We start from the raw sequence: 20725 nt of genomic DNA on the forward strand, positions 1-20725 counted from the left end.
GTCTTAATAAAGCTCATGAAACCACTCAACTTCAGCGGAGTATATTTTTTGAACACCTTCCGCTTCTGTTTCAGCAAGCAATGCCCCGTCTTCGGCAACACCACTGAAAATTGCTTCGAAGACGTTATGTTTCGTCCGGATTCTTATTTTTTCCCCTATCTTATAGCCATACGATTCCCATTTTGTTTTTATTGGCGAAAAACCGGCTGTCATATACTGATCATAGGCATGTTCAAAGTACTGCAAAATTTGCTGGATAAGCGGTACAGTCGGATGTTCGATTCCGGTTTCCAATTTAATGGATGTTGCTTTTTGATGAAGCCCTTCAGGAAATTCGATACGTGTATGATTTACATTTAAACCGATTCCAACAATGACGTAATGGATTCTGTCTTGTTCAGCTTGCATTTCGGTTAGAATGCCCGCTGTTTTTTTATCATTAATCATTATGTCATTTGGCCATTTGATTGCAGGAGTTGCTGTTGTCCCTTCCGCGATTGCATTTGCAAGGGCTGTTGCTGTCAATAGCGTCAGCTGTGTTGCCGCAGCAGGTAATATAGGCGGTCGCAGGATAATGCTCATCCAAATACCTTTATGTTTAGTTGAATGCCAAACGCGAGCCATTCTGCCTTTACCTTTTGTTTGTTCATCAGCAACAATGACGGTTCCGTGTTCAGCATTTTCCCGCGCAGCGTCATGCGCTACATACTGTGTAGAGGTTGCTGTTGTTTTATGTATCATATTTTTCCCAAGCCAGTTCGTTTTGAGTCCCCAATGTAAGGTGTTTTCACTTACCTTATCAGGCGATTTTACAATCCGGTAGCCCTTACGCCGGACCCCTTCAATGAAATAACCATCTTTCTCAAGTTCTTTCATATGCTTCCAAATGGCGCTTCGGGAAATGTTCAGTTTTTCTGATAAAAATTGGCCTGACACATATTCGTGATCATACGTTTCCAAAAGATCAATTAATCGGTTTCGTGTAGGTTCCATTTCATCCATTCCTTTAACACATTTTTGCGGTTACTGAGATTTCCAAGTACAACTTCTTTTTCAATTTGATCCAGCGTTTCTCCCATCCAGTGCCCGGGAGTTTTGCCGGGGAAAAGCTCAAGCAGGTCAGTTCCATTAATTGTCAAGTCTTTTTTGGATTCAATCGGCAAAGAATTTCTTATCTGCTTAACCTTTTCATTCGTTAACTTCTCACGGAATAACATGTTCACTAATGCGGTGAAATCTCGGTAATTGCACCCATGCAGGCGGTAAACAAGCCAACGGTTCAAACCATCCAGTTGATAAGTTAATAAGGCTTCGTATATATTTTCAGCTTCAGACTTAATCATGTTGGAACACTTCCATTGCTTTACCCAATCTCTGATTGCAACATCCGGCTCGATAAAATGTAGCATAGCTATAACGGATGCAAATGCGTTTAATGGTTTTATATTCGCCGGTAAGCGATCAATTATATATGGATTCTTCTTTAGAATCGGCAGATATTTTGTAATGTTTATTTTTCTGAAATAATAAAGACCATTCTTTACATAAACACCCGAGAAAAATTTTGACGTTTCCTGAACGATACGTTCCATCGTGATTGTCTCGATTTCATTCACAACCGATTCCATCGCATCGAGCGTCTTTGCTTCAAGTGAAAATCCCAATTGGCTGGAAAATCTCAGTGCACGCATGATGCGCAGCGGGTCTTCCTTAAATCTGTCGGATGCGTCTCCGACTGCTTTGATTAGGTTGTTTTTAAGATTTTTTTTTCCGCTAAAAGGATCAATGATGTTTCCATTTTTACCCATTGCCAGAGCATTTATAGTGAAATCCCGGCGTTTTAAATCCTGCTTGATTGTTTTAACGAATTTTACTGAGTCAGGGTGCCGCTGATCTGAATAGTCATCATCAACACGGAATGTTGTTACTTCATATGACTGATGTTTATGACGAACGATAACCGTACCATGTTCAAGGCCTACCGGAATCACTTTTTCGAAAATTTCCTGACTGACATGCGGCTCAGCAGATGTTGCAATATCAATATCGCCGACTTTCCTTTCGAGCAGCAAATCACGAACACACCCGCCTACAAAATAAGCCTCATAGCCATAATGTTCGATTTGTTCAATTATTTCACTTGCTTGTTTGAATTCTTTTGGCAGTAACACCGGCATCACCTTTTGTTTTATTGAAGCAATTTATCATATAAATCTATATACTGTTCCACAATGTCGTTTGAGAAGAAATTTTTTCGTGCATGTTTTAAAGCATTTTTTGAGAATTGCTCAAGCCGTTCCTCATTTTGCAGCAAGTTAATCGCATGTGCTGCAGCCTGAACTGTATCGCCTGTCTCCACAATGTAGCCGGTTGAACCGTGTTGGATCACTTCAGGGATACCACCGGTGTTTGTCCCGATACAAGGTACTTCACATGACATTGCTTCCAGCAGGACCAGACCAAAACTTTCTTTTTCAGACATAAGCAACTTTAAATCAGAAATGGACAGTAACTCATTGACATTTTTTTGTTTGCCTAAAAATAAAACACTGTCACTTATACCTAATGTTGCTACGAGTTGATGCATTTCTGAATACTCAGGCCCATCACCGACCAGCACTAGTTTTGAATCGATTTTCTCGTGTACTTTCTTAAATGTATAAATGACATCCTGAACACGTTTTACTTTACGGAAATTTGAAATATGGATCATGACTTTCTCGCCCGGTTCTATACCATATTCCCTTCGAATTGAGTCTGCAGGGACTTTCACATATTCCGATTCGTTGACAAAATTATAAATGACCTCGATAGCTTTATTCGTACCGACAACATCCCGTGTTTGCTGAACAAGGCTGTGTGATACGGCCGTAACAGCATCGGACTTGTCAATGCCATGTCTGATCATTTTTTTAAGCGAATGATCAATTCCGAGTACCGTTATATCAGTTCCATGCAGTGTTGTAACAATCTTGACGTCGTGTTCAGCAATATCCTGAGCAAGGATAGCACAAATTGCATGGGGCATTGCATAATGGACGTGCAGGATATCGAGTTGTTCCTGGTCGATGACCTCTGCCATTTTATTAGCAAGTGTCAGATCAAAAGGCGGATATTGAAATACCGGATAATGGTTGAGTTCCACCTCATGATAATAAATATTGGGATGAATGCGATTTAAACGAAATGGGAGACTGGAGGTGATAAAATGAATTTCATATCCCTTTTCAGCCATCATCATTCCAAGTTCTGTTGCAATTATACCCGAACCTCCCACCGTGGGATAGCATGTTATACCAATTTTTTTCATCAGTTATTACCTTCTTGTTTTCTTTCTTTTGAAATTTGACGCCATTCCAGCGCACCTGTCCTTAGTGAATGTATCATGATTTCAGCTGCTGCCGGATTGGTGGCAAGTGGAATCAAATGAACATCACATAATCGCATTAGTGCACTTACATCGGGTTCATGCGGCTGAGCCGTCAGCGGATCTCTGAAAAAAATAACAGCATCCATTTCGTTATTGGCAATTTTTGCACCAATCTGCTGGTCGCCGCCGAGTGGCCCGGATTGAAATAGCTGGACCGGAAGCCCGGTATCTTCAGCAATCATTTTTCCTGTCGTGCCTGTTGCAAATAATTCGTGGTTTTCTAGAACGTGTTTATATGCGATTGTGAAATTTATGATATCTTGTTTCTTTTTATCGTGTGCTATTAATGCGATATTCATCGTACCACCGCCTATTCAAGCAGATTCTCCAGACCGTATATCAGTTTATTTAACCCCATGACTTTATTGACCGAAAGTTTTACGCCTTCCATAAAGGAGGCACGATTATACGAGTCATGCTTAATTGTCAACGTCTGGCCTGGTCCGCCAAATAGAACTTCCTGGTGGGCGACGAGTCCCGGAAGTCTGACACTGTGGATGTGGATACCGTCAGATTCAGCACCCCTGGCCCCTTCAAGTTTTTCTTCTTCATCCGGGTGTCCTTGCTGTTTGCTTTGCCGTGTCTCTTCCATCAAGTTGGCCGTTTTGACGGCTGTGCCTGAGGGCGCGTCCAATTTTTGGTCATGATGCTTTTCAATAATTTCAACATCGGGTAAGTATTTCGCTGCCGTTTTAGCAAATTGCATCATAAGAACTGCACCGACTGCAAAGTTAGGTGCGATGATACAGCCGATTCCGTGTGTCTCCGATAAATCCTCCAATGCAGCAATCTGATCCCTGGAAAACCCGGACGTGCCCACTACCGGACGCACACTATACAGGAGTGCCAATTTTGTGTGTTCGTATCCGGCTTCAGCTACAGTTAAATCGATTAATACATCTGCTTCTGTTTCCTGAAAGCATTTTTCTGGATCCTCAAATATTGGCACGTCCAAATTTGGAAGGCTTTCAATGTCGTTTAATGTTTTGCCACCGTTTTTCCGGTCGATACAGGCAATAAGTTTGAATGTTTCTTCATTATTCACCATCCGGACAGCTTCTGAGCCCATTTTCCCACGCGGTCCTGCGATAATAATTCCAGTTTGCATTGTAATCCTCCTGCTTCATTAATTCGTACATTTAATACTGTTATTTCCGTTTTTTATTTTAACACTGTCTATAATAAATTAATCTTTATGTGTCCAGCGATCTTTATCGCGCGTTTCGATTTTTTGCATCGAGGAATCAAATGCCTCGGATAGATCAATATCAAGTGAATTGGCGAAACAGCTTAAAACAAATATGATATCACCAAGTTCTGCTTCTATCGTTTTTTCTTTTTCGGTGGATTTTTTAGGTTTTTCACCGTAATAATGATTGACTTCCCGTGCCAGTTCGCCTGTTTCTTCACTGAGCCTGGCCATTAGACTCAAGGGCGAAAAGTAGCCTTCTTTAAACTGGGTGATATAATCATCGACTCTTTGCTGAATTTGGTTTGTGTTAAAGTTCGGTTCTTCTATTTTCATATCAATCGCCTCTTTAGTGAAATATAATCTCTTTTAATGTTAGCTAAAAGGGAGCGTTTTGACAAATCATTGGGCTTTTGACTTTACCTGCACATTGTCTATAATGGTAAAAGCATGAATTTGGCTGAAATGGAGGCTTATCGATGATTTTTGGCTTAAAGATTAAAAATTTATTCTTTATCCTGGTTGGCTCTGCCATCTTTTCATTTGGAATTGTTCATTTTAACATGCAGAACAACTTGGGAGAAGGCGGTTTCACCGGAATAACACTGCTTTTTTATTTTTTATGGGGATGGGATCCTGCCATCTCCAATATTGTGCTTAATGTGCCGATCTTTTTTATCGGCTGGAAGTATCTTGGACGCAATACGTTTATTTATACGATAATAGGTACTCTGGCAGTATCTCTATTTCTGGCGATTTTTCAAATTGAACCTTTTGTGGTTGATCTCAAATCAGATATGACCCTGGCAGCATTGTTTGCCGGTGCGTTTATTGGGGTGGGGCTGGGTATTATTTTCCGTTATGGCGGTACCACAGGCGGTGTCGATATTATAGCAAGGCTTGTTAATAATTATGCCGGATGGAGTATGGGAAGGACCATGTTTCTATTTGATTTTGTTGTTATCGCAACATCCATTGCGGCTTATCTTGATATGGTCCAGGGGATGTACACTTTATTAGCTGTCTATATTGGTGCAAGAGTTATTGACTTCATCCAGGAAGGTGCATATTCAGCACGCGGTGCGACGATTATTTCGAGTCAAAGCGACAAAATAGCCTATGCCATTATTAATGGGATGGATCGGGGTGTGACAATACTTGATGGTCGTGGCAGTTTTACCGGTGAAAAACGGGATGTTCTTTATTGTATTGTTGGGCGAAATGAAATTGTGCGACTGAAAAATTTAATAAATGAGATCGATCCCCACGCATTTGTAGCCATGAGTTCGGTTCACGATGTCCTTGGAGAAGGGTTTACATTGGATGAAAATAAAAACCCGATCGATTGAATATGATATCATTTATTATACTGTTTTTTAATGACACAAAATCCATAAACTGCGAAGTACTTGCTGTAAAATAATCGCTTCGGAAATACACTGCGCTTTCCGCGGGCGGCTGGTGAGAAACTACAGTGAGCATTTCCCAGTGTAGGCAATATACGGAGACTCAGGTCAGGACAGTCACGTGTCCGAAGACCCCGCAAGAAAGCGGTCTTTGCTTTTGTGAGGAGGCTGAGGTCGTGCCCATGGAAAGCGGAGTATATTGCCGGAGCGCCTTTAAGTACTTAACGGTAATCAGAATAAAAATTTCACTGTTTCGCAGTTTACATCAACTTTGAAGCTCAAAGAACAATTTGAAAAGAGTCTTTATTACAAATTAAATAAAGAGGCTGGGACAAAACCCAGTAAAATTGAAAAAGCGTGGTACTTATCGATTAGGTAATGTACCACGTTTTTTTTATATTATCGTTAATTTTTAGTAAACAAAAAGGATCGCCTCTGATAAAATTAAAGTAACCACACAATAACCATCGGAGGGATCCTTATGTTTAAACATTATAACATGAATCAAGTGGTTTTGCCTTTAGATTTAGAAATAAAAATAGAGGAAAATGATATTGCCTATGCCGTCAATGACGTCGTGGAAACTATCCCGGATGATGCCTTCACAGGTTTCCGGCGCGAAACAGGCTACCCAGCTTATCATCCGCGCATGATGATGAAGATTATTTTATGTGCTTACACGCAATCTGTTTTCTCCGGCAGAAAGATCGAAGGATTACTACATGACAGTGTCCGTATGATGTGGCTGGCTCAGGGATATGAACCAACGTATCGCACCATCAATCGATTTCGTGTGCATCCAGAGGTTAAAGAGTTATTGCGTCAATGCTTCGTCCAATTCCGCTGCCAGCTTGTACAGGAAAAACAGATTGATGAAGAAGCGATTTTCATCGATGGGACCAAGATTGAAGCGAATGCCAATAAATACACATTTGTTTGGCGGAAAGCGATAGAGAAACACAGCGCCAAATTGGTGGAGAAGTCTAATCAAATGTATGATGAATTGCTGGAAAACGAAATTATCCCGGAGATTGAACGGGAAAGCGAGGACGAATTATCCACCGATGAACTCAGGCAAATAGCTGAGAAACTGGATGAGAAAGTCGAAGCGTATGACAAAGAGATTGAGGCACGTGAAAAAGGAAGCGAACGGAAACAGCTTCGTTCCGAACGTAAAGCACCGAAACAATACCGCAAACGGTTCAGGGACTTTGTCGTGCGCAAACAGAAATATAAGCAGGACATGAAAATTTTCGGGGAACGCAACAGTTACTCCAAGACAGACCATGATGCCACGTTTATGCGCATGAAAGATGACCATATGAGGAACGGCCAGCTGAAAGCAGGTTATAATGTGCAGCTTGCGACAGAGGGTCAATACGCGCTCGCTTACGATGTATTCCCAAACCCGACGGACACACGTACTTTCGTTCCTTTCCTGGATCATATTGAGGAAGGTTACTTTGAGCTGCCTAAGTATATTGTGGCTGACGCAGGTTATGGCAGTGAACAAAATTACGAAGACGTCCTCGAGAACCGGGAACGCACGCCCCTGATTACATACAACCAATACCGGAAAGAAAAGAAAAAGAAATACAGAAATAACCCTTTCCATTCCGCCAATTGGGAATATAACACGGAAAACGATTATTTTATCTGCCCGAATGACCAAAAAGTAACATTCCGTTACCTATCCCAACGAACAGACCGGTACGGCTATACACGGACCTTCAGAGTTTACGAGTGTGAGGACTGTTCAGGGTGCCCACTGCGTTCCCAATGCACCAAAGCGAAGGAAGGGAATAACCGGAAAATTTATTATAACGCGAAGTGGGAAAGCCAAAAAGCCTACACAAGACAACAGCTTTCGGAAGAAGAAACTGGCGAAGTTTACGGGCGACGTAAAATCGATGTGGAGCCAGTCTTCGGATTTCTGAAGGCTAATTTGCGTTTCCCGCGTTTCTCAGTCAGGGGGCAGGAGAAAGTGAAAAATGAATTAGGATTTGCATTCATGGCGGTGAACTTGAGAAAGTACACCGCCCAAAAGACAAATCCTACCTTAGATGATAACAACCATTTAAATCAAAAAGGTTCCAACCATCAAAAACTGATGATTGGAACCTTTTTTAAGTCATTTTTGGCTAGTTATGTCCCAGCCTCTTGCATTATTGTGATGAATATTTTATTCGCTGCTCAAAGCATAAAGCATGATAAACCGGACCAGTTCAGCCACAGCAACCAGTGCAGCTGCAACGTATGTCAAAGCAGCAGCGTTCAGCACTTTTTTCGTTGGCCGTTCCTCATTGTTTCGGATAATGCCTGTTGAAACCATCTGCGCCATCGCCCTATTTGAGGCATCAAATTCAACCGGCAATGTCACGAGCTGGAATAAAACAGCCGCCGAAAAGAAAATGATTCCCAATAAGAATAATCCCTGACTGAAAATCATACCTCCAATAATCAGGAAAATAGCCATATTCGAACCCGTGGCCGCTATAGGTGCCAGTGAAGATCTGAAACGTAAGAACGCATAATCCTGCGCATCCTGAATGGCGTGCCCCACCTCGTGCGCTGCGATAGCGGAGGATGCCATGGATTGCCCATGGAAATTATCGCTCGAAAGATTGACTGTTTTCTTTTTTGGATGATAATGATCCGATAACGTCCCTTTTGTTTCACGAACCTCTACATCATGTATCCCGTTGTCATTAAGGATTTTCCGTGCAACGTCAGCTCCGGTCATACCGGATGATGTTGCAACTTTGGAATATTTCTTATAGGTGCTTTTTACATTAGATTGAGCCCACAGAGGGATAATCATCAACAGCGCTATATAAATTAAATATCCGCCAAGACCACCTAGCATGTTCATTCCTCCATTGTTTGTGAAATACTTTTAATAATATTTACTTCTTTAAGGTCAATTTTAGTCAAAAATTTGCCGATAGTCAATTATTTGAATCGTCATCAGTTTGTTTTTTTCTTTCCCCTCTATATTTTCGCCAGCTTACATAGGTTAATGTAATGGCAATCGACCCACCGACAATTCCTATTATCCAATAAAAAGGAATCATATTTACATTTTCAGTGGATTTTGCCGCTATTGGAAAATATCGCTCGGCTGAAGCGGTGATTGGTGCTGAAAAACACATATATATGAATATCCCGATAATGGCAATCAGCCTACGCTTTGTGAATTTCATGGCGGTCACCTCACAATAGCTTCTTCAACACTAATGTATGTGCGGTGAAACCAATATATAACCCTGCAATCAGTTCGATTGCTTAAGTTTAATGGTCAGTATGTAGGCGATTGCAATCGATATGATGCTCAGCCAGAACGTAAAGTAGCCAATTTCATCCATGTATGTTGTTACTGATGAATATACGGGCATTTGTTCAAATAGATAATCGATTACATCATTGTGCAGTGTCCAAATAGCTGCAACAACAATATGCCGCGTTTTGATTGCATAAAAAGGAGTATACAGCAGTCCCTGAACTGCCATTGCACCATGCGACACCATCAGCATATAGCCGATCCACCCCAATGAACCTTCAATCAGTAATGTAAGGAAGTTCATAACGACCGCCCACACACCGTATTTAAATAATGTAATAACAGCAAGCGCTTCAATATAAGGTATATTTTTATTAAACAAAAAAAAGACCAAAACGATCGTAAAAAACAAACTAGCTGTTGGGCTGTCAGGGACAAACACGAGGAATATATCAGGCGTTAGAGACAATTGACTGCGATACCAGTAGTATCCATAGATGGTCCCCAAAAAATTGATGGTAAACAGCAGCAATAAAAACCGCTTATCCATAAGTATGTATTTTATCATGATAAAAACCCTTCTCAACGAATCGCATTAAAAACACCTTTGCCAGGCTTGTCTGGCAAAGGTGTTAAATGAATTCAGTTTATTGATTTTCGTTCACAGAAATAATGAACTCAGCCAGCTGATCCAATTCTTCGTCTGACCCTGTAAACTGATCCGCCGGCATTGTGCCAATACCATTCTGTGCGATGTCTTTAATTTCCTCAGCAGAACGGTCAATACCAATTAGTGATGGTCCTGCACTTCCGCCTTGAAGATCTTCTCCATGACAGCTCATACAGTTATTTTCAAATATGGCATAACCGTCAGCTTCCTTATCAATATCCGCCTGTTCTGATGGCGGTATTGGTTTATTGGCTTCGGCACGTTCAGCCCAGTTAACCCCTGCTGCCGACTCATATGTGAGCCAGATAGTGGAGATTAGCCCTAAAAGCATCATACCAACAGCAACCGGCCGCTGATGTGGACGTCTGCCCGGACCCTGATCCAGGAAAGGAGCTAATAACAAGCCGCCGAATGCCAATCCAGGGATAATGATGATGCCAAACAGTATATACGGTCCACTGGCAAAATCATACTTTAACAGTTCATATAAGAACAAGAAGTACCAGTCCGGCAAAGGTATATAACCGGCATCAGTCGGATCCGCCATTCCTTCAAGCGGTGAAGGATGTGCCAGTGTCAGACAAAGAAAGCCAACTAAAAACACAGCGCCTGCCAGCCACTCTTTTAACAGGAAATTGGGCCAAAACGCTTCCGTTCTGCCGGGATATTCTGAGTAATCTTTTGGTATATTCGGTTTGCGTTCTGCGGAGATTCTGGAGTCCCCGACGAACTTCATTCCCTTACCCTTATGCACAGCTTAACCTCCTCTTCATCATAGTGGTCCGGATATTCCCTGTCTGCGTATTAATATAAAATGTGCACCCAACAAGGCGAATAATGCAGCAGGCAAGAAAAAGACGTGGATTGCAAAGAATCTTGCCAGTGTTTGAGCACCAACAATATCCTCATCACCAGCGAGCAATGTTTTAATATCTTCTCCAATTATCGGAACATCCGCTGCAATATTCAATCCAACTTCTGTTGCAAAGTATGCTTTATTATCCCAAGGGAGCAGATAGCCTGTAAAACCTAAACCTAAGACGGTGAAAAACAATAAAACACCGACCATCCAGTTAAGTTCACGCGGCTTTTTGTATGCGCCTTGGAAGAATACACGCATAGTATGTAATAACAGCATTACAACCACGACACTGGCACCCCAGTGGTGCATACCGCGGACAATCTGACCATGTGCAACTTCAGTCTGCAAATAATAAACAGATCGCCATGCATTTTCAATATCCGGAACGTAGTACATTGTCAAGAACATACCTGACAGTATTTGAATGACTACCACAAAAAATGTCAGGCCTCCAAAACAATATACAAAGGCTGAAAAGTGATGGGCCGGATTAACATGCTCAGGAACCTCGTGATCTGCGATATCCCGCCATATTGGCGTTATGTCTACACGGTCATCTATCCAGTCATAAATTTTTTGCAGCATTACCTGTTAAGCCTCCCCTCTCGGTTGTACTTTACCCAGGAACAACATTCCATTTTCAATTCTATGTTCGTAAAAATCCAATCCCGCAGTAGGCGGTGTTCCCGGAACATTCATGCCGTCCTTATAATACAGCCCATCATGACACGGGCAATAAAACCGCTCCGGATATTCTTCACTGCCTTCCCAAGAAACAACACAGCCAAGGTGTTTACAAATCGGGGAAAGGGCAACGACTTCTCCGTTGTCATCTTTATAAACCCATGCTGTCTGACTTACAGTGGATTCATACCAGCCGTCCACTTGCTCAACTTCCCAATCTACCCGCTGAGGTTCATTAGTGATATCACCTTCAGCAAGCTGAACATTGGTGAAATCACCTTCAGATTCACCCTCCTGCAGAACAGGATCAATAGCCATTCTTAACGGTGAAACCATTAAGCCTGCTGCCATGAATCCTCCAACACCTGTTAGTGTGTAGTTCAAAAATTGTCGACGGGACACTGGTTGTTTGCCTTCACTCATGATTTTCCCCCTCTATACGTTTTTCACGGACAAGCTTATAATATCAGATTACTAGGACAATACCATAATAGCGCAATCTGCTGAACGGGTCAATATAAATCCTCCTGTACTTCCATGAATAATGTCAGAAGATGTCCATATTAGAGGCTGTTCAAAAAATTCGGTAACAATGACACATCAAATAGAGGAACTTCTGTACCTGTGATTACTCGGCACAAAAAAGATTGAAACCGCCCAGCCCCCTCGAACTTCTCGGTCCTTGATCAGTAAACTGCCAGAAAACGGCGGCTAACTGACCATAAATGCCCGATTCTGTTCAACTAACATTCAACGGAGAAAATCATTTCGCTGAATGAAGTTTCACTTTATCCGCCTTTTTGAACACGCACTATAAAAAAAGTATATCAGAATCCACAGATGAATTCGAAGCAAAATGTGTCAGTTCAGTTCGTTAACCTTTCCAGTAGGATCGAATCAGTCCGATAACTTCCTTGACCTGGCTGCGGACAACCGACTGTATTTCTGAGGACTTCATTGAGTCTGATGCGATAAAAGGCAGCCATATAAGGTCCCTTTTAAATTTTGTTCAATCTTTTTCCAACCGGAATCAGAAGTAATAAAAAAGACGAAGGGAAATGACTGTGTCTGTGCATCATCTACCCATGTGTGAAGTCTTTCCAATTCCAATTCTTTACCAGCTGATGCCAAATAATGATAATCCGGTGAAAGAAGCACACGACCCGTCAATTCTTTTTCAAGCTCGCGATTGAATATTGACAGCATCTCGTTTTGAAATGCATCTTTTTCAAGGTTTGAATCATTAGATAGTTGAAAAGGCAATAACGGAACAATCATCGTATCTACATACTCTTTTGCCTGAACATATTGCTGTAAATCCTGCTTAACCCATTTCATAGTATACAACCAGCCCTTCTCTCTATACTTCATATGCGTAAATTTTATTATTAAATCCCATGTTATCCCAACAGCACAAAAAAAATCAACCTATTAAGCGTCTTAAAAAGGTTGATTTTCATCCATGTTATTCAATTGATACAGTCTTTTGGTCAAGTCGTTAAACGTCGACCGATCCCTTTTATCCAGAGCTTTATCGATTTGTTTTCGAAGCGATTTATCCTGCTGATCAAATAGCATTTTATTTAATAGCCGTTTTGCTGATTCCTGATCCTGTTCAGTTATGAAGTAATCATCCGGGATGAACGGGTTTTCAACGAGAACTGCCGCATAGATGCTGCTTTGATGCGACTTATTGAAATTTAATTGAATGTATAAAGGCTCCTCTTGATTCATGCGTATCTCATGGAATGCTTTTTCAGCATCCGTTGTTACGAGCTGCTTTTTGTAAAAGCGGAACGACACCTGGTCTGAACAATAAGCTGTCATGATCAAACCTCTTGGACAAAATTTGGCCTCCCGTACAAAATGCACATTACTCAGGAGACTCTGATGATTGACGATATAATTAAGGATCCACACGCTCTCACGCTTTTTTAACTGGTAATGATTCAAAAACCACTGAATAAAACTCTTTTTATCTTTCGCAGAAACCGGCGTTTGCATTTATGGACGAACCTCCTCCCGGGAAAAGTTCATACTAGGTATTTTTTGTTTCCTTCAAGCGCTGCAGGTACTCATCGATATCTGCATCAAGCGGCTGTTGTTGCAAATACAATTCAAATATTTGGATGGCAGTATCGATTCTCCCTTCCTCAGTCAGAAAATAACCGTATTCTTTAAGGAAATCACTGTCGTGTTTTAAGCTATTATATGCTTCCTGGTAATGTTTTAATGCATCTTTATATGATTCTGTCTCATTGTATGCGCGGGCAAGCTCCCATTCATAAAGCGGGTCACTGGCACCCATGTTATGAATTTCAGTAATTAACTCAACAATACTTTCTTCTTTTTCCTGTTGCTTAAATAGTTCAATTAAAAATAAAATGGCTTCCTTATAATCAGGATCAAGGGTTACAGCTTCTCTCACCCAATGTTCACTTTCTTCATCGTTGCCCAGTTGGTGAGCCATCGATCCTGCGAAAAAATATAGCTCTTTATTAAATTCGTCCACCTGAATCCCCTGCTTGGCTGTATCATATGCCTCATTAATCATCTCTTCGTCCTCATATGCTTTGGCCAACTGGTAATAGGCTGTATGGTAATACATATCCTGTTCAATGACATGTTCCCATGCCTTAATGGCTATATCACGGCGTCCTGCATGCAAGGCGGTAAAACCGTATTTGAACAGCGTATCCGGGTCTTCACTGTCAATATCCTGATATGTTTCAAGGGCAATTTCATAGTCACCGGATGCTGCATGGGCTTCTGCCAATCGGTCATTAATTGAAACATTCGCAATTTCTTTGGCAAACGGGAGTATTTTTTCATAATATGTGATGGCTTGCTGATAATCCCCTGTTGAAAACAGCAATTCCCCGAGAGCGAAATCGATGATTGTTTCATTCGGCTCAACTTGTTTGGCAGCAAGAAGTTTCTGTTCAGCTACTTCAAACAACCCTTGGGCCTGATATAAATCAGCCAGCTGCATGAGTGCCTGAACATAGTCAGGGTCATCTTCTGTTACCTCGTTAAGTAAATTGATTGCTTCTTCATCATTACCCTGTTCAATGTATACATCCGAAAGCATTATTTTAATTTCACTTTCTTTCGGGAAACGTTGACTTAATTCCTCTAAAATATCTGTCGCTTCAGCTAAAAAGCCCCATTGTACAAACAGCTCAGCAATGGTGAATTTATCCTCATCATCGGCTTTAGGCAAATAATCTTCAAGCAATGCGATTGCCTTATCAGATTGTTTGGATTCCATGAGATTAACGGCTTCCATGATGGTCGTGTCCATGCAGAACATCCTTTCTAAAATTCGCACTGTCTTAGTCATTTCATCATACACAAAACGTATTTTACAATCAAACAGAAAAGAACCTGCTTGGAAACAGATTCTTTAAGCACTATTTGTTACAGTTTGTAAATCCTGAAAAAAACCAGGATATGAAATGTTTATTGATGAAATGTCATCAATCGTAACATCATCATTGGTAACTAATGACGCTATTGCAAGCATCATAGCAATTCGATGATCATTATACGCTTCTGCCTTTCCGCCTGTCAAAGACGCACCACCTGTTATAACCATTCCATCCTCGGTTGGCTCTATATTTGCACCAAGATTGGCTAAGCCGTCGGTTGTCGCTTTGATGCGATCTGTTTCTTTCACACGCAATTCCCGAGCATCCCGGATAACGGTTGTCCCTTCTGCCTGGGTTGCTGCTAAAGCAATTATCGGCAGTTCATCAATCAGTCTTGGAATGATGTCACCATCTATAATCGTTCCTGTCAGCTTTTGATATACAACTGAGACATCCCCTTGTCTTTCTCCACCGATTGTCTGAACGTTGGAGATACTAATGGAAGCTCCCATTTGTTTCAGAACATCGATAATTCCGGAGCGGCTGTGATTCAGTCCTACGTTCTTCAGCGTCAATTCACTGTCCGGAACAATCGCTGCGGCAGTCATAAAAAATGCTGCTGAAGAAATATCACCTGGTACGTGCACATTCATGCCGGTTAGTGCGTTTTTGTTTGTGATCCGAATCTCTCCATTTGTTTCGGTTATGTCAGCGCCAAATGCGCGCAGCATATTTTCGGAATGGTTGCGGGTAGCTGATTCTTCAATGACTCTAGTGGTTCCATCAGCAAATAAACCACCAAGTAGTACAGCTGATTTAACTTGAGCACTTTTAACAGGCATGGTATAATTAATGCCCTTAAGAGCGCCGCCACGTATTGCCATAGGTAAGTAGATTCCGCCAGAACGGCCATCTAACTGCGCGCCCATTTTCTTAAGCGGACCTGTAACACGATCCATTGGCCGCATAACTAAAGAAGAATCTCCATAAACAGCAGTGAAAAAAGGCAGCCCTGCCAATACACCGAGCATCAGCCTTGCTGTAGTCCCCGAATTACCGAAATAAATCGGCTCTGACGGTTCTTGGAAGTCTTCAGGACCATTGCTCTCAATGGTTACGGTTGTGCCGTCCTGTTCAATCGAAATGCCGAATTGTCTGAATGCATCGATTGTCCGGCTGCAGTCCTCTCCTGTCAAAAAATTTGTGATGCTTGTCTTGCCTTTTGCAAGTGACCCCAGCATGACAGCGCGGTGTGATATTGATTTATCTCCAGGAACCTCGAGAGCACCCTGCAGAGGGGATGACGTAGGTTTCAGCGCCACTTCATTCAATTGTAATCACTTCCTTTCCCAGTTATTCCTCCAGCACTAAATCATAGCCGTTTTGCTTTAAAATGTCGTAGCTTTGGAGTTGTTCATCTTTGGTCGATACACTTAGTCTTAACGCACCGGTAATGCCCTCACGGATCTCAAGTATTCTTATATTTGTAATGTTGATATTTTCACCTGCAAGAAGATTTGCAACAGTAGCTATGGCACCGGTCTGGTCGCGGATATCCACATACAGATCATAATAAGCCGGAAAAGCACCCTTTTCTTTAACATCCAAACCGTCACGGTAATCTTTTGCCTGCTGCAAGTAAGCTGTTAAATCAGCTTTATGATTTTCTTCAAGCATCTCTTTCAGTTCAACCATTTCACTGGTCCAATCGTCAATCATTTTTACCATTTTTTGTTTGTTGTGATAAAAGATATCTTGCCACAACTCCGGATTACTCGATGCGATCCGGGTTACATCGCGGAAACCGCCGGCTGCCAGTTTTGGAATATAGGCATGTGTCTCGCTCCATTTTTTAGCCTGCTGGACGAGAGCAGAGGCGATCAGATGCGGAAAATGTGAGACAACCCCCGTCATCTCGTCATGTTCGTTTGCTTTAAGCTGAATGATATGACTTTTGGTCACCGTAAGAACTTCTTCCAGCTTATCTGCTGCCGAGTCCAGACAATTCGCAGACGGTGAAAGTACATAAATGGCGTTTTCAAAAAGGTGTCCTTTTGCAGCTGTTATACCTTTTTTATGCGACCCGGCCATTGGGTGACCTCCGACAAACTGTATCTGTTGATTATTGATTGCATTCGCCGTATCATGAATCGCCTGTTTAACTGAGGATACATCCGAAACAATCACGTCATGATCGAACGTGATTTGTTCCAATTTCTTTAAAATTTCAACTGTTTCGGTTATGTGGGTACCTAAAAAGATGAAATCCGCATTTTTGGCGGCTTCTGTTATATCTGAGCAGGATTCATGAATGATTTCATTCATCTCAGCGAATGCCAATGACTTATGATTAATATCAAAGCCAGTAATGTAATTATCCTCGGACTCACGTAGGCTCTTAGCCAAAGAGCCGCCGATCAACCCAAGCCCTATCACCAAAATCCTTCGTCTCACAGTTCTAATCCCTCACTTATTTTCCTGTCTAACGTATATAATAATTCCTGAAGCTCTTCCATATCCGTTTCATCTCCGATTGTCAGCCTGATCGTATTAGGTGCACCAAGACCTTCACCGGGACGAACGATGAATCCATTTTTCAGCAAATATTGAAAAGTATCATCCCCGCTGATTGGGGTTGAAATAAGTAAAAAGTTTGTTTGCGAATCAAAATAGTGCCATCCGATTGAATCAAGTGATTTCTCAAATGACTTCTTGATGGTGCGATTGCGGCTGATAGATGTTTCAAGAAATTCATCATCTTCCAGTGCCAGTATAGCGGCATTTTGAGCAATTGATGATGTGTTAAAGGGCCCTCTGACAACATCCAGACTTGGAATAAGCGACTGATTAGCAACACCATAGCCGATTCTTAAACCGGCCAGTCCATACGCTTTGGAAAATGTACGCAGCACTATCAGGTTTTCATACCTATGTATCGTTTCTAAACTATTTAAGCGCTGCTCTTCTTCAACGTATTCGAAATAAGCTTCATCCAAAACAACGAGCACATCAGAAGGACAATTTTCCATGAATGCATAAAACTCATCAGGTGGAATCAGAGCACCTGTCGGGTTGTTGGGAGAACAAAGCCAGACAACGTTCGTATTCTCATCGATTGTTTCAAGCATCTTCGGCAGGTCATGGTAACCCCTTACGGTCGGGATTTCTTTAACCTCTGCTCCTTCAACTAGCGCATTATGTTTATATTGCGGAAATGTTGGCGTTGCCATTACCGTATTAGCACCGGGATATAAATAAGCCCTGCCAATCAGCTGAACAACTTCATCCGTACCATTTCCGAATATCAGCTGATCTTCGGAAATATTCAGTTTTTCTGCTAAAGCTGTCCTTAATTTTGTCGTGTAACCGTCCGGATAAATATTAAGAGGTGCCTTATGATTGGAAATATAATCAGCCACTTTTTCGGAAAAGCCGAATGGATTTTCGTTTGATGCCAATTTGACAATACGGCTTAAGCCATATTCTTTTTTAACGTCTTCTGTTTGTTTTCCAGGCTTGTAAGGTGTCATGTTTCTTAATATAGGTTTACTTCTCATACTGTTCAGCCCCCTGTTCACTGCGTTGTTTCATTTCCAGCTGAAAATCTTGTATATGTTTGAGCAATTTTTCGTCACTTATTTCCATAAGCGCCGGTTGGCCAATTGCCTGTAAGAGCACTAACTGAATTTTACTGTTCAGCGTTTTCTTATCACTTTTCATTTTTGAAAGGATCGTCTCTGGGTCCAATTCCGGCAGCTGCAAAGGATAATCATTGTTTTTAAGCCATGTGAAAACCTCTTCAAAAGGGAGATTAGTCGAATAGGCATGTTCACTTACCCGAAGTGAAAACAGCAATCCGATGGCAACAAGTTCTCCATGCGTCCAGGAGCCATACCCGAATATCGACTCCAGAGCATGTCCCAACGTATGTCCGAGGTTCAGATGCTTTCTGAGACCTGCTTCGTGTTCATCAACTTCCACAATGCCGGCTTTAATCTCAATACCTTTGGTTAAATGATTGATAAGCTTCTGACTGTATAACGAGGTAAGGTCAGTTTTCATTAATGCATCATACAAGTCTTTATCTGCGAGAAGTGCTTCTTTCAGCAATTCTGCATACCCTGACCTTACTTCTTTTGCATTCAGCGTATACAATGTTTCGACATCATAAATAACCGCAGCCGGCGCATAAAAATTGCCGATCATGTTTTTTGCGTGTGCATGGTTTATCGCGACTTTTCCACCTACACTGCTGTCATGAGCAAGGATTGTTGTCGGCATCTGGATAAAATCGATACCGCGCATGTAGGTTGCGGCTGCAAAACCCGTCACATCACCTACGACACCGCCCCCGAGAGCAATGATGAGTGATTGCCTGTCAAGACCGCATTCAATCGCTTTTGTTTGGATCTCGTAAAACGTATCAATATTTTTCGCTTTTTCCCCGGACGGAATCGCATGAGAAAACACATTTTTATTTGACAGGCTGGCCATAACGTCCGATAAATAATAATCAGACACTGACGCATCAGTGACGATTAAAATCGATGAATAATCTTTAGGCAAATAATCTTCTGTATGATGCCGAAGATTTTCTCCGATAGACACGGGATACGTATGTGTTGCGGCTTTTACCTGCGTTTTATTCACTAGAAACACCTGATTTCTTCACGATAATCATCGATTGCCTGCTTCAGTTTTGGAAATTGATCACTTGGAAACTGCTCAGTAATCGCTTTTGCCACTTCAAACGCAACCACGTGCTCCATGACTACCGACGCTGCAGGTACCGCACAGGAATCAGAACGTTCAATACTTGCGTTAAATGGTTCCTTAGACTCGATATCCACACTTTGAAGAGGTTTGTAAAGTGTAGGGATTGGTTTCATTACACCTTTGACGACAATTGGCATCCCAGTTGTCATACCGCCTTCAAAGCCTCCGAGCCTATTTGTTTTGCGGTAGTAGCCGTCTTGTTCATCCCAGGCTATTTCATCATGCACTTTACTGCCATTTTTGCGTGCCGCTTCAAATCCAAGTCCGAATTCGACACCTTTAAAAGCATTAATGCTGACAACGCTTCCTGCTATTCGGCTGTCAAGCTTGCGATCATATTGGACATAGGATCCCATTCCGGCTGGGAGACCTTCCACATAAACCTCTGCAACGCCGCCAATTGAATCGCCCTCTTTTTTCGCATGGTCAATTGCATCCATCATATCCTGTTCGACAGCTTTATCCAATGTTCGAACTGCAGATTCTTCGGATATCTCCTGACGTTCCTTCATCGTAAGTGTTGGCTGATCTTCTGCAACAATTCCGCCGATTTCTTTTACATAGCCTGCCACTTCAATATCAAGCTGTCTTAGAAGTGTCTTAGCAACAGCACCGGCAGCCACGCGGGCAGCCGTCTCTCTTGCTGAAGATCGTTCCAGCACATTGCGCATATCACGATGTCCATATTTAAGGGCTCCATTAAGATCAGCATGACCCGGTCTTGGTCTTGAAACCTTCCGTCTTAATTTTCTTTCAGCACCTTCTTCAATTGGGGCCTCGCCCATTATATCCACCCAGTGTTTAAAATCATCATTATGTATAACAAGTGAAATAGGTGAGCCCAGTGTATATCCATGCCGTACACCACTTGCAATCTCAGCTGCATCTTTTTCTATTTGCATCCGTTTGCCCCGTCCATGACCTTTCTGTCGGCGGCGCAAGGACTGATTAATATCCTCCTGAAGCAATGGCATATTTGAAGGGACACCTTCAAGAATTGTTGTCAATTGCTTGCCGTGTGATTCACCTGCTGTTAAATAACGCATGCGTTATATCC

At 41.9% G+C, this 20725-nt stretch carries 20 protein-coding genes and 2 pseudogenes; 2 read left to right on the top strand and 20 right to left on the bottom strand.

Annotated elements, in window-relative coordinates:
• Positions 1-3 precede the first annotated feature (3 nt).
• The 6 genes from AOX59_RS04565 to AOX59_RS04590 all read right to left on the bottom strand — a co-directional run bounded on the left by AOX59_RS04565 (position 4) and on the right by AOX59_RS04590 (position 4955).
• Positions 4-993: a biotin--[acetyl-CoA-carboxylase] ligase gene (locus AOX59_RS04565; protein WP_068442477.1), complete on the bottom strand. Its 990-nt coding sequence runs from the start codon at positions 991-993 to the stop codon at positions 4-6.
• Positions 969-2177, bottom strand: coding sequence for a CCA tRNA nucleotidyltransferase (locus tag AOX59_RS04570; protein WP_068442480.1), 1209 nt, complete (start codon positions 2175-2177; stop codon positions 969-971). Before AOX59_RS04570 ends, AOX59_RS04565 begins: the two co-directional genes overlap by 25 nt.
• Before the next feature lie 11 nt (positions 2178-2188).
• The gene (gene bshA / locus AOX59_RS04575; RefSeq protein WP_068442481.1) at positions 2189-3310 is read right to left on the bottom strand and encodes an N-acetyl-alpha-D-glucosaminyl L-malate synthase BshA; all 1122 of its coding nucleotides are present in this window, start codon (positions 3308-3310) and stop codon (positions 2189-2191) included.
• Positions 3310-3729, bottom strand: a complete 420-nt coding sequence (locus AOX59_RS04580; protein WP_068442483.1) for a methylglyoxal synthase — start codon at positions 3727-3729, stop codon at positions 3310-3312. Before AOX59_RS04580 ends, bshA begins: the two co-directional genes overlap by 1 nt.
• Before the next feature lie 11 nt (positions 3730-3740).
• Positions 3741-4538: a 4-hydroxy-tetrahydrodipicolinate reductase gene (dapB, locus tag AOX59_RS04585; protein WP_068442491.1), complete on the bottom strand. Its 798-nt coding sequence runs from the start codon at positions 4536-4538 to the stop codon at positions 3741-3743.
• A gap of 78 nt (positions 4539-4616) precedes the next feature.
• Complete coding sequence (locus tag AOX59_RS04590) at positions 4617-4955, bottom strand: nucleotide pyrophosphohydrolase (protein WP_068442494.1); 339 nt, start codon at positions 4953-4955, stop codon at positions 4617-4619.
• A 143-nt stretch (positions 4956-5098) separates the two neighbouring features.
• On the opposite strand from AOX59_RS04590, the gene AOX59_RS04595 reads away from it, so the two are divergent.
• Both AOX59_RS04595 and AOX59_RS04600 read left to right on the top strand, forming a co-directional pair.
• On the top strand, positions 5099-5968 hold the full coding sequence (locus AOX59_RS04595) for a YitT family protein (RefSeq protein ID WP_068442497.1): 870 nt from the start codon (positions 5099-5101) through the stop codon (positions 5966-5968).
• Between the two features lie 538 nt (positions 5969-6506).
• Positions 6507-8351, top strand: coding sequence for an IS1182 family transposase (locus AOX59_RS04600; protein ID WP_335338777.1), 1845 nt, complete (start codon positions 6507-6509; stop codon positions 8349-8351).
• Here AOX59_RS04600 and AOX59_RS19120 read toward each other — a convergent pair.
• The 14 genes and pseudogenes from AOX59_RS19120 to aroC all read right to left on the bottom strand — a co-directional run.
• Positions 8286-8897, bottom strand: a pseudogene (locus tag AOX59_RS19120) (zinc metallopeptidase); the annotation flags it as partial. The gene AOX59_RS04600 and the pseudogene AOX59_RS19120 sit on opposite strands and share 66 nt — an antisense overlap.
• 76 nt (positions 8898-8973) lie before the next feature.
• Positions 8974-9228, bottom strand: a complete 255-nt coding sequence (locus AOX59_RS20665; protein ID WP_068442500.1) for a sporulation protein YpjB — start codon at positions 9226-9228, stop codon at positions 8974-8976.
• 69 nt (positions 9229-9297) lie between these two features.
• Positions 9298-9873, bottom strand: coding sequence for a lipoprotein heptaprenylglyceryl N-acetyltransferase LhaT (gene lhaT / locus AOX59_RS04610; protein ID WP_068442503.1), 576 nt, complete (start codon positions 9871-9873; stop codon positions 9298-9300).
• A 79-nt stretch (positions 9874-9952) separates the two neighbouring features.
• A complete protein-coding gene (locus AOX59_RS04615; RefSeq protein WP_068442506.1) occupies positions 9953-10729 on the bottom strand; it encodes a menaquinol-cytochrome c reductase cytochrome b/c subunit in 777 nt (258 codons plus the stop codon).
• Between the two features lie 18 nt (positions 10730-10747).
• Positions 10748-11422 (bottom strand): menaquinol-cytochrome c reductase cytochrome b subunit, encoded by a 675-nt coding sequence (qcrB, locus tag AOX59_RS04620; RefSeq protein ID WP_068442510.1) that lies wholly within the window; start codon positions 11420-11422, stop codon positions 10748-10750.
• A gap of 6 nt (positions 11423-11428) precedes the next feature.
• Positions 11429-11944: a QcrA and Rieske domain-containing protein gene (locus AOX59_RS04625; RefSeq protein WP_068442513.1), complete on the bottom strand. Its 516-nt coding sequence runs from the start codon at positions 11942-11944 to the stop codon at positions 11429-11431.
• Between the two features lie 451 nt (positions 11945-12395).
• Positions 12396-12892, bottom strand: a pseudogene (locus tag AOX59_RS04630) (DUF2487 family protein).
• A 69-nt stretch (positions 12893-12961) separates the two neighbouring features.
• Complete coding sequence (locus AOX59_RS04635; protein WP_068442519.1) at positions 12962-13525, bottom strand: ReoY family proteolytic degradation factor; 564 nt, start codon at positions 13523-13525, stop codon at positions 12962-12964.
• 34 nt (positions 13526-13559) lie between these two features.
• Complete coding sequence (locus AOX59_RS04640; protein ID WP_068442521.1) at positions 13560-14825, bottom strand: tetratricopeptide repeat protein; 1266 nt, start codon at positions 14823-14825, stop codon at positions 13560-13562.
• Between the two features lie 102 nt (positions 14826-14927).
• Positions 14928-16223 (bottom strand): 3-phosphoshikimate 1-carboxyvinyltransferase, encoded by a 1296-nt coding sequence (gene aroA / locus AOX59_RS04645; RefSeq protein ID WP_068442523.1) that lies wholly within the window; start codon positions 16221-16223, stop codon positions 14928-14930.
• 22 nt (positions 16224-16245) lie between these two features.
• Positions 16246-17346 carry a prephenate dehydrogenase gene (locus AOX59_RS04650; RefSeq protein WP_068442525.1) on the bottom strand — a complete coding sequence of 367 codons (1101 nt, stop codon included), beginning with the start codon at positions 17344-17346 and terminating at the stop codon, positions 16246-16248.
• On the bottom strand, positions 17343-18449 hold the full coding sequence (gene hisC, locus AOX59_RS04655) for a histidinol-phosphate transaminase (RefSeq protein ID WP_068442527.1): 1107 nt from the start codon (positions 18447-18449) through the stop codon (positions 17343-17345). Before hisC ends, AOX59_RS04650 begins: the two co-directional genes overlap by 4 nt.
• A complete protein-coding gene (gene aroB / locus AOX59_RS04660; protein WP_068442529.1) occupies positions 18439-19542 on the bottom strand; it encodes a 3-dehydroquinate synthase in 1104 nt (367 codons plus the stop codon). The genes hisC and aroB overlap by 11 nt, the downstream gene beginning before the upstream one ends.
• A complete protein-coding gene (aroC, locus tag AOX59_RS04665) occupies positions 19542-20714 on the bottom strand; it encodes a chorismate synthase (RefSeq protein WP_068442531.1) in 1173 nt (390 codons plus the stop codon). Before aroC ends, aroB begins: the two co-directional genes overlap by 1 nt.
• Positions 20715-20725: the final 11 nt, after the last annotated feature.

This window comes from Lentibacillus amyloliquefaciens (genome assembly GCF_001307805.1).
GTDB classification, from domain to species: Bacteria; Bacillota; Bacilli; order Bacillales; family Amphibacillaceae; genus Lentibacillus; species Lentibacillus amyloliquefaciens.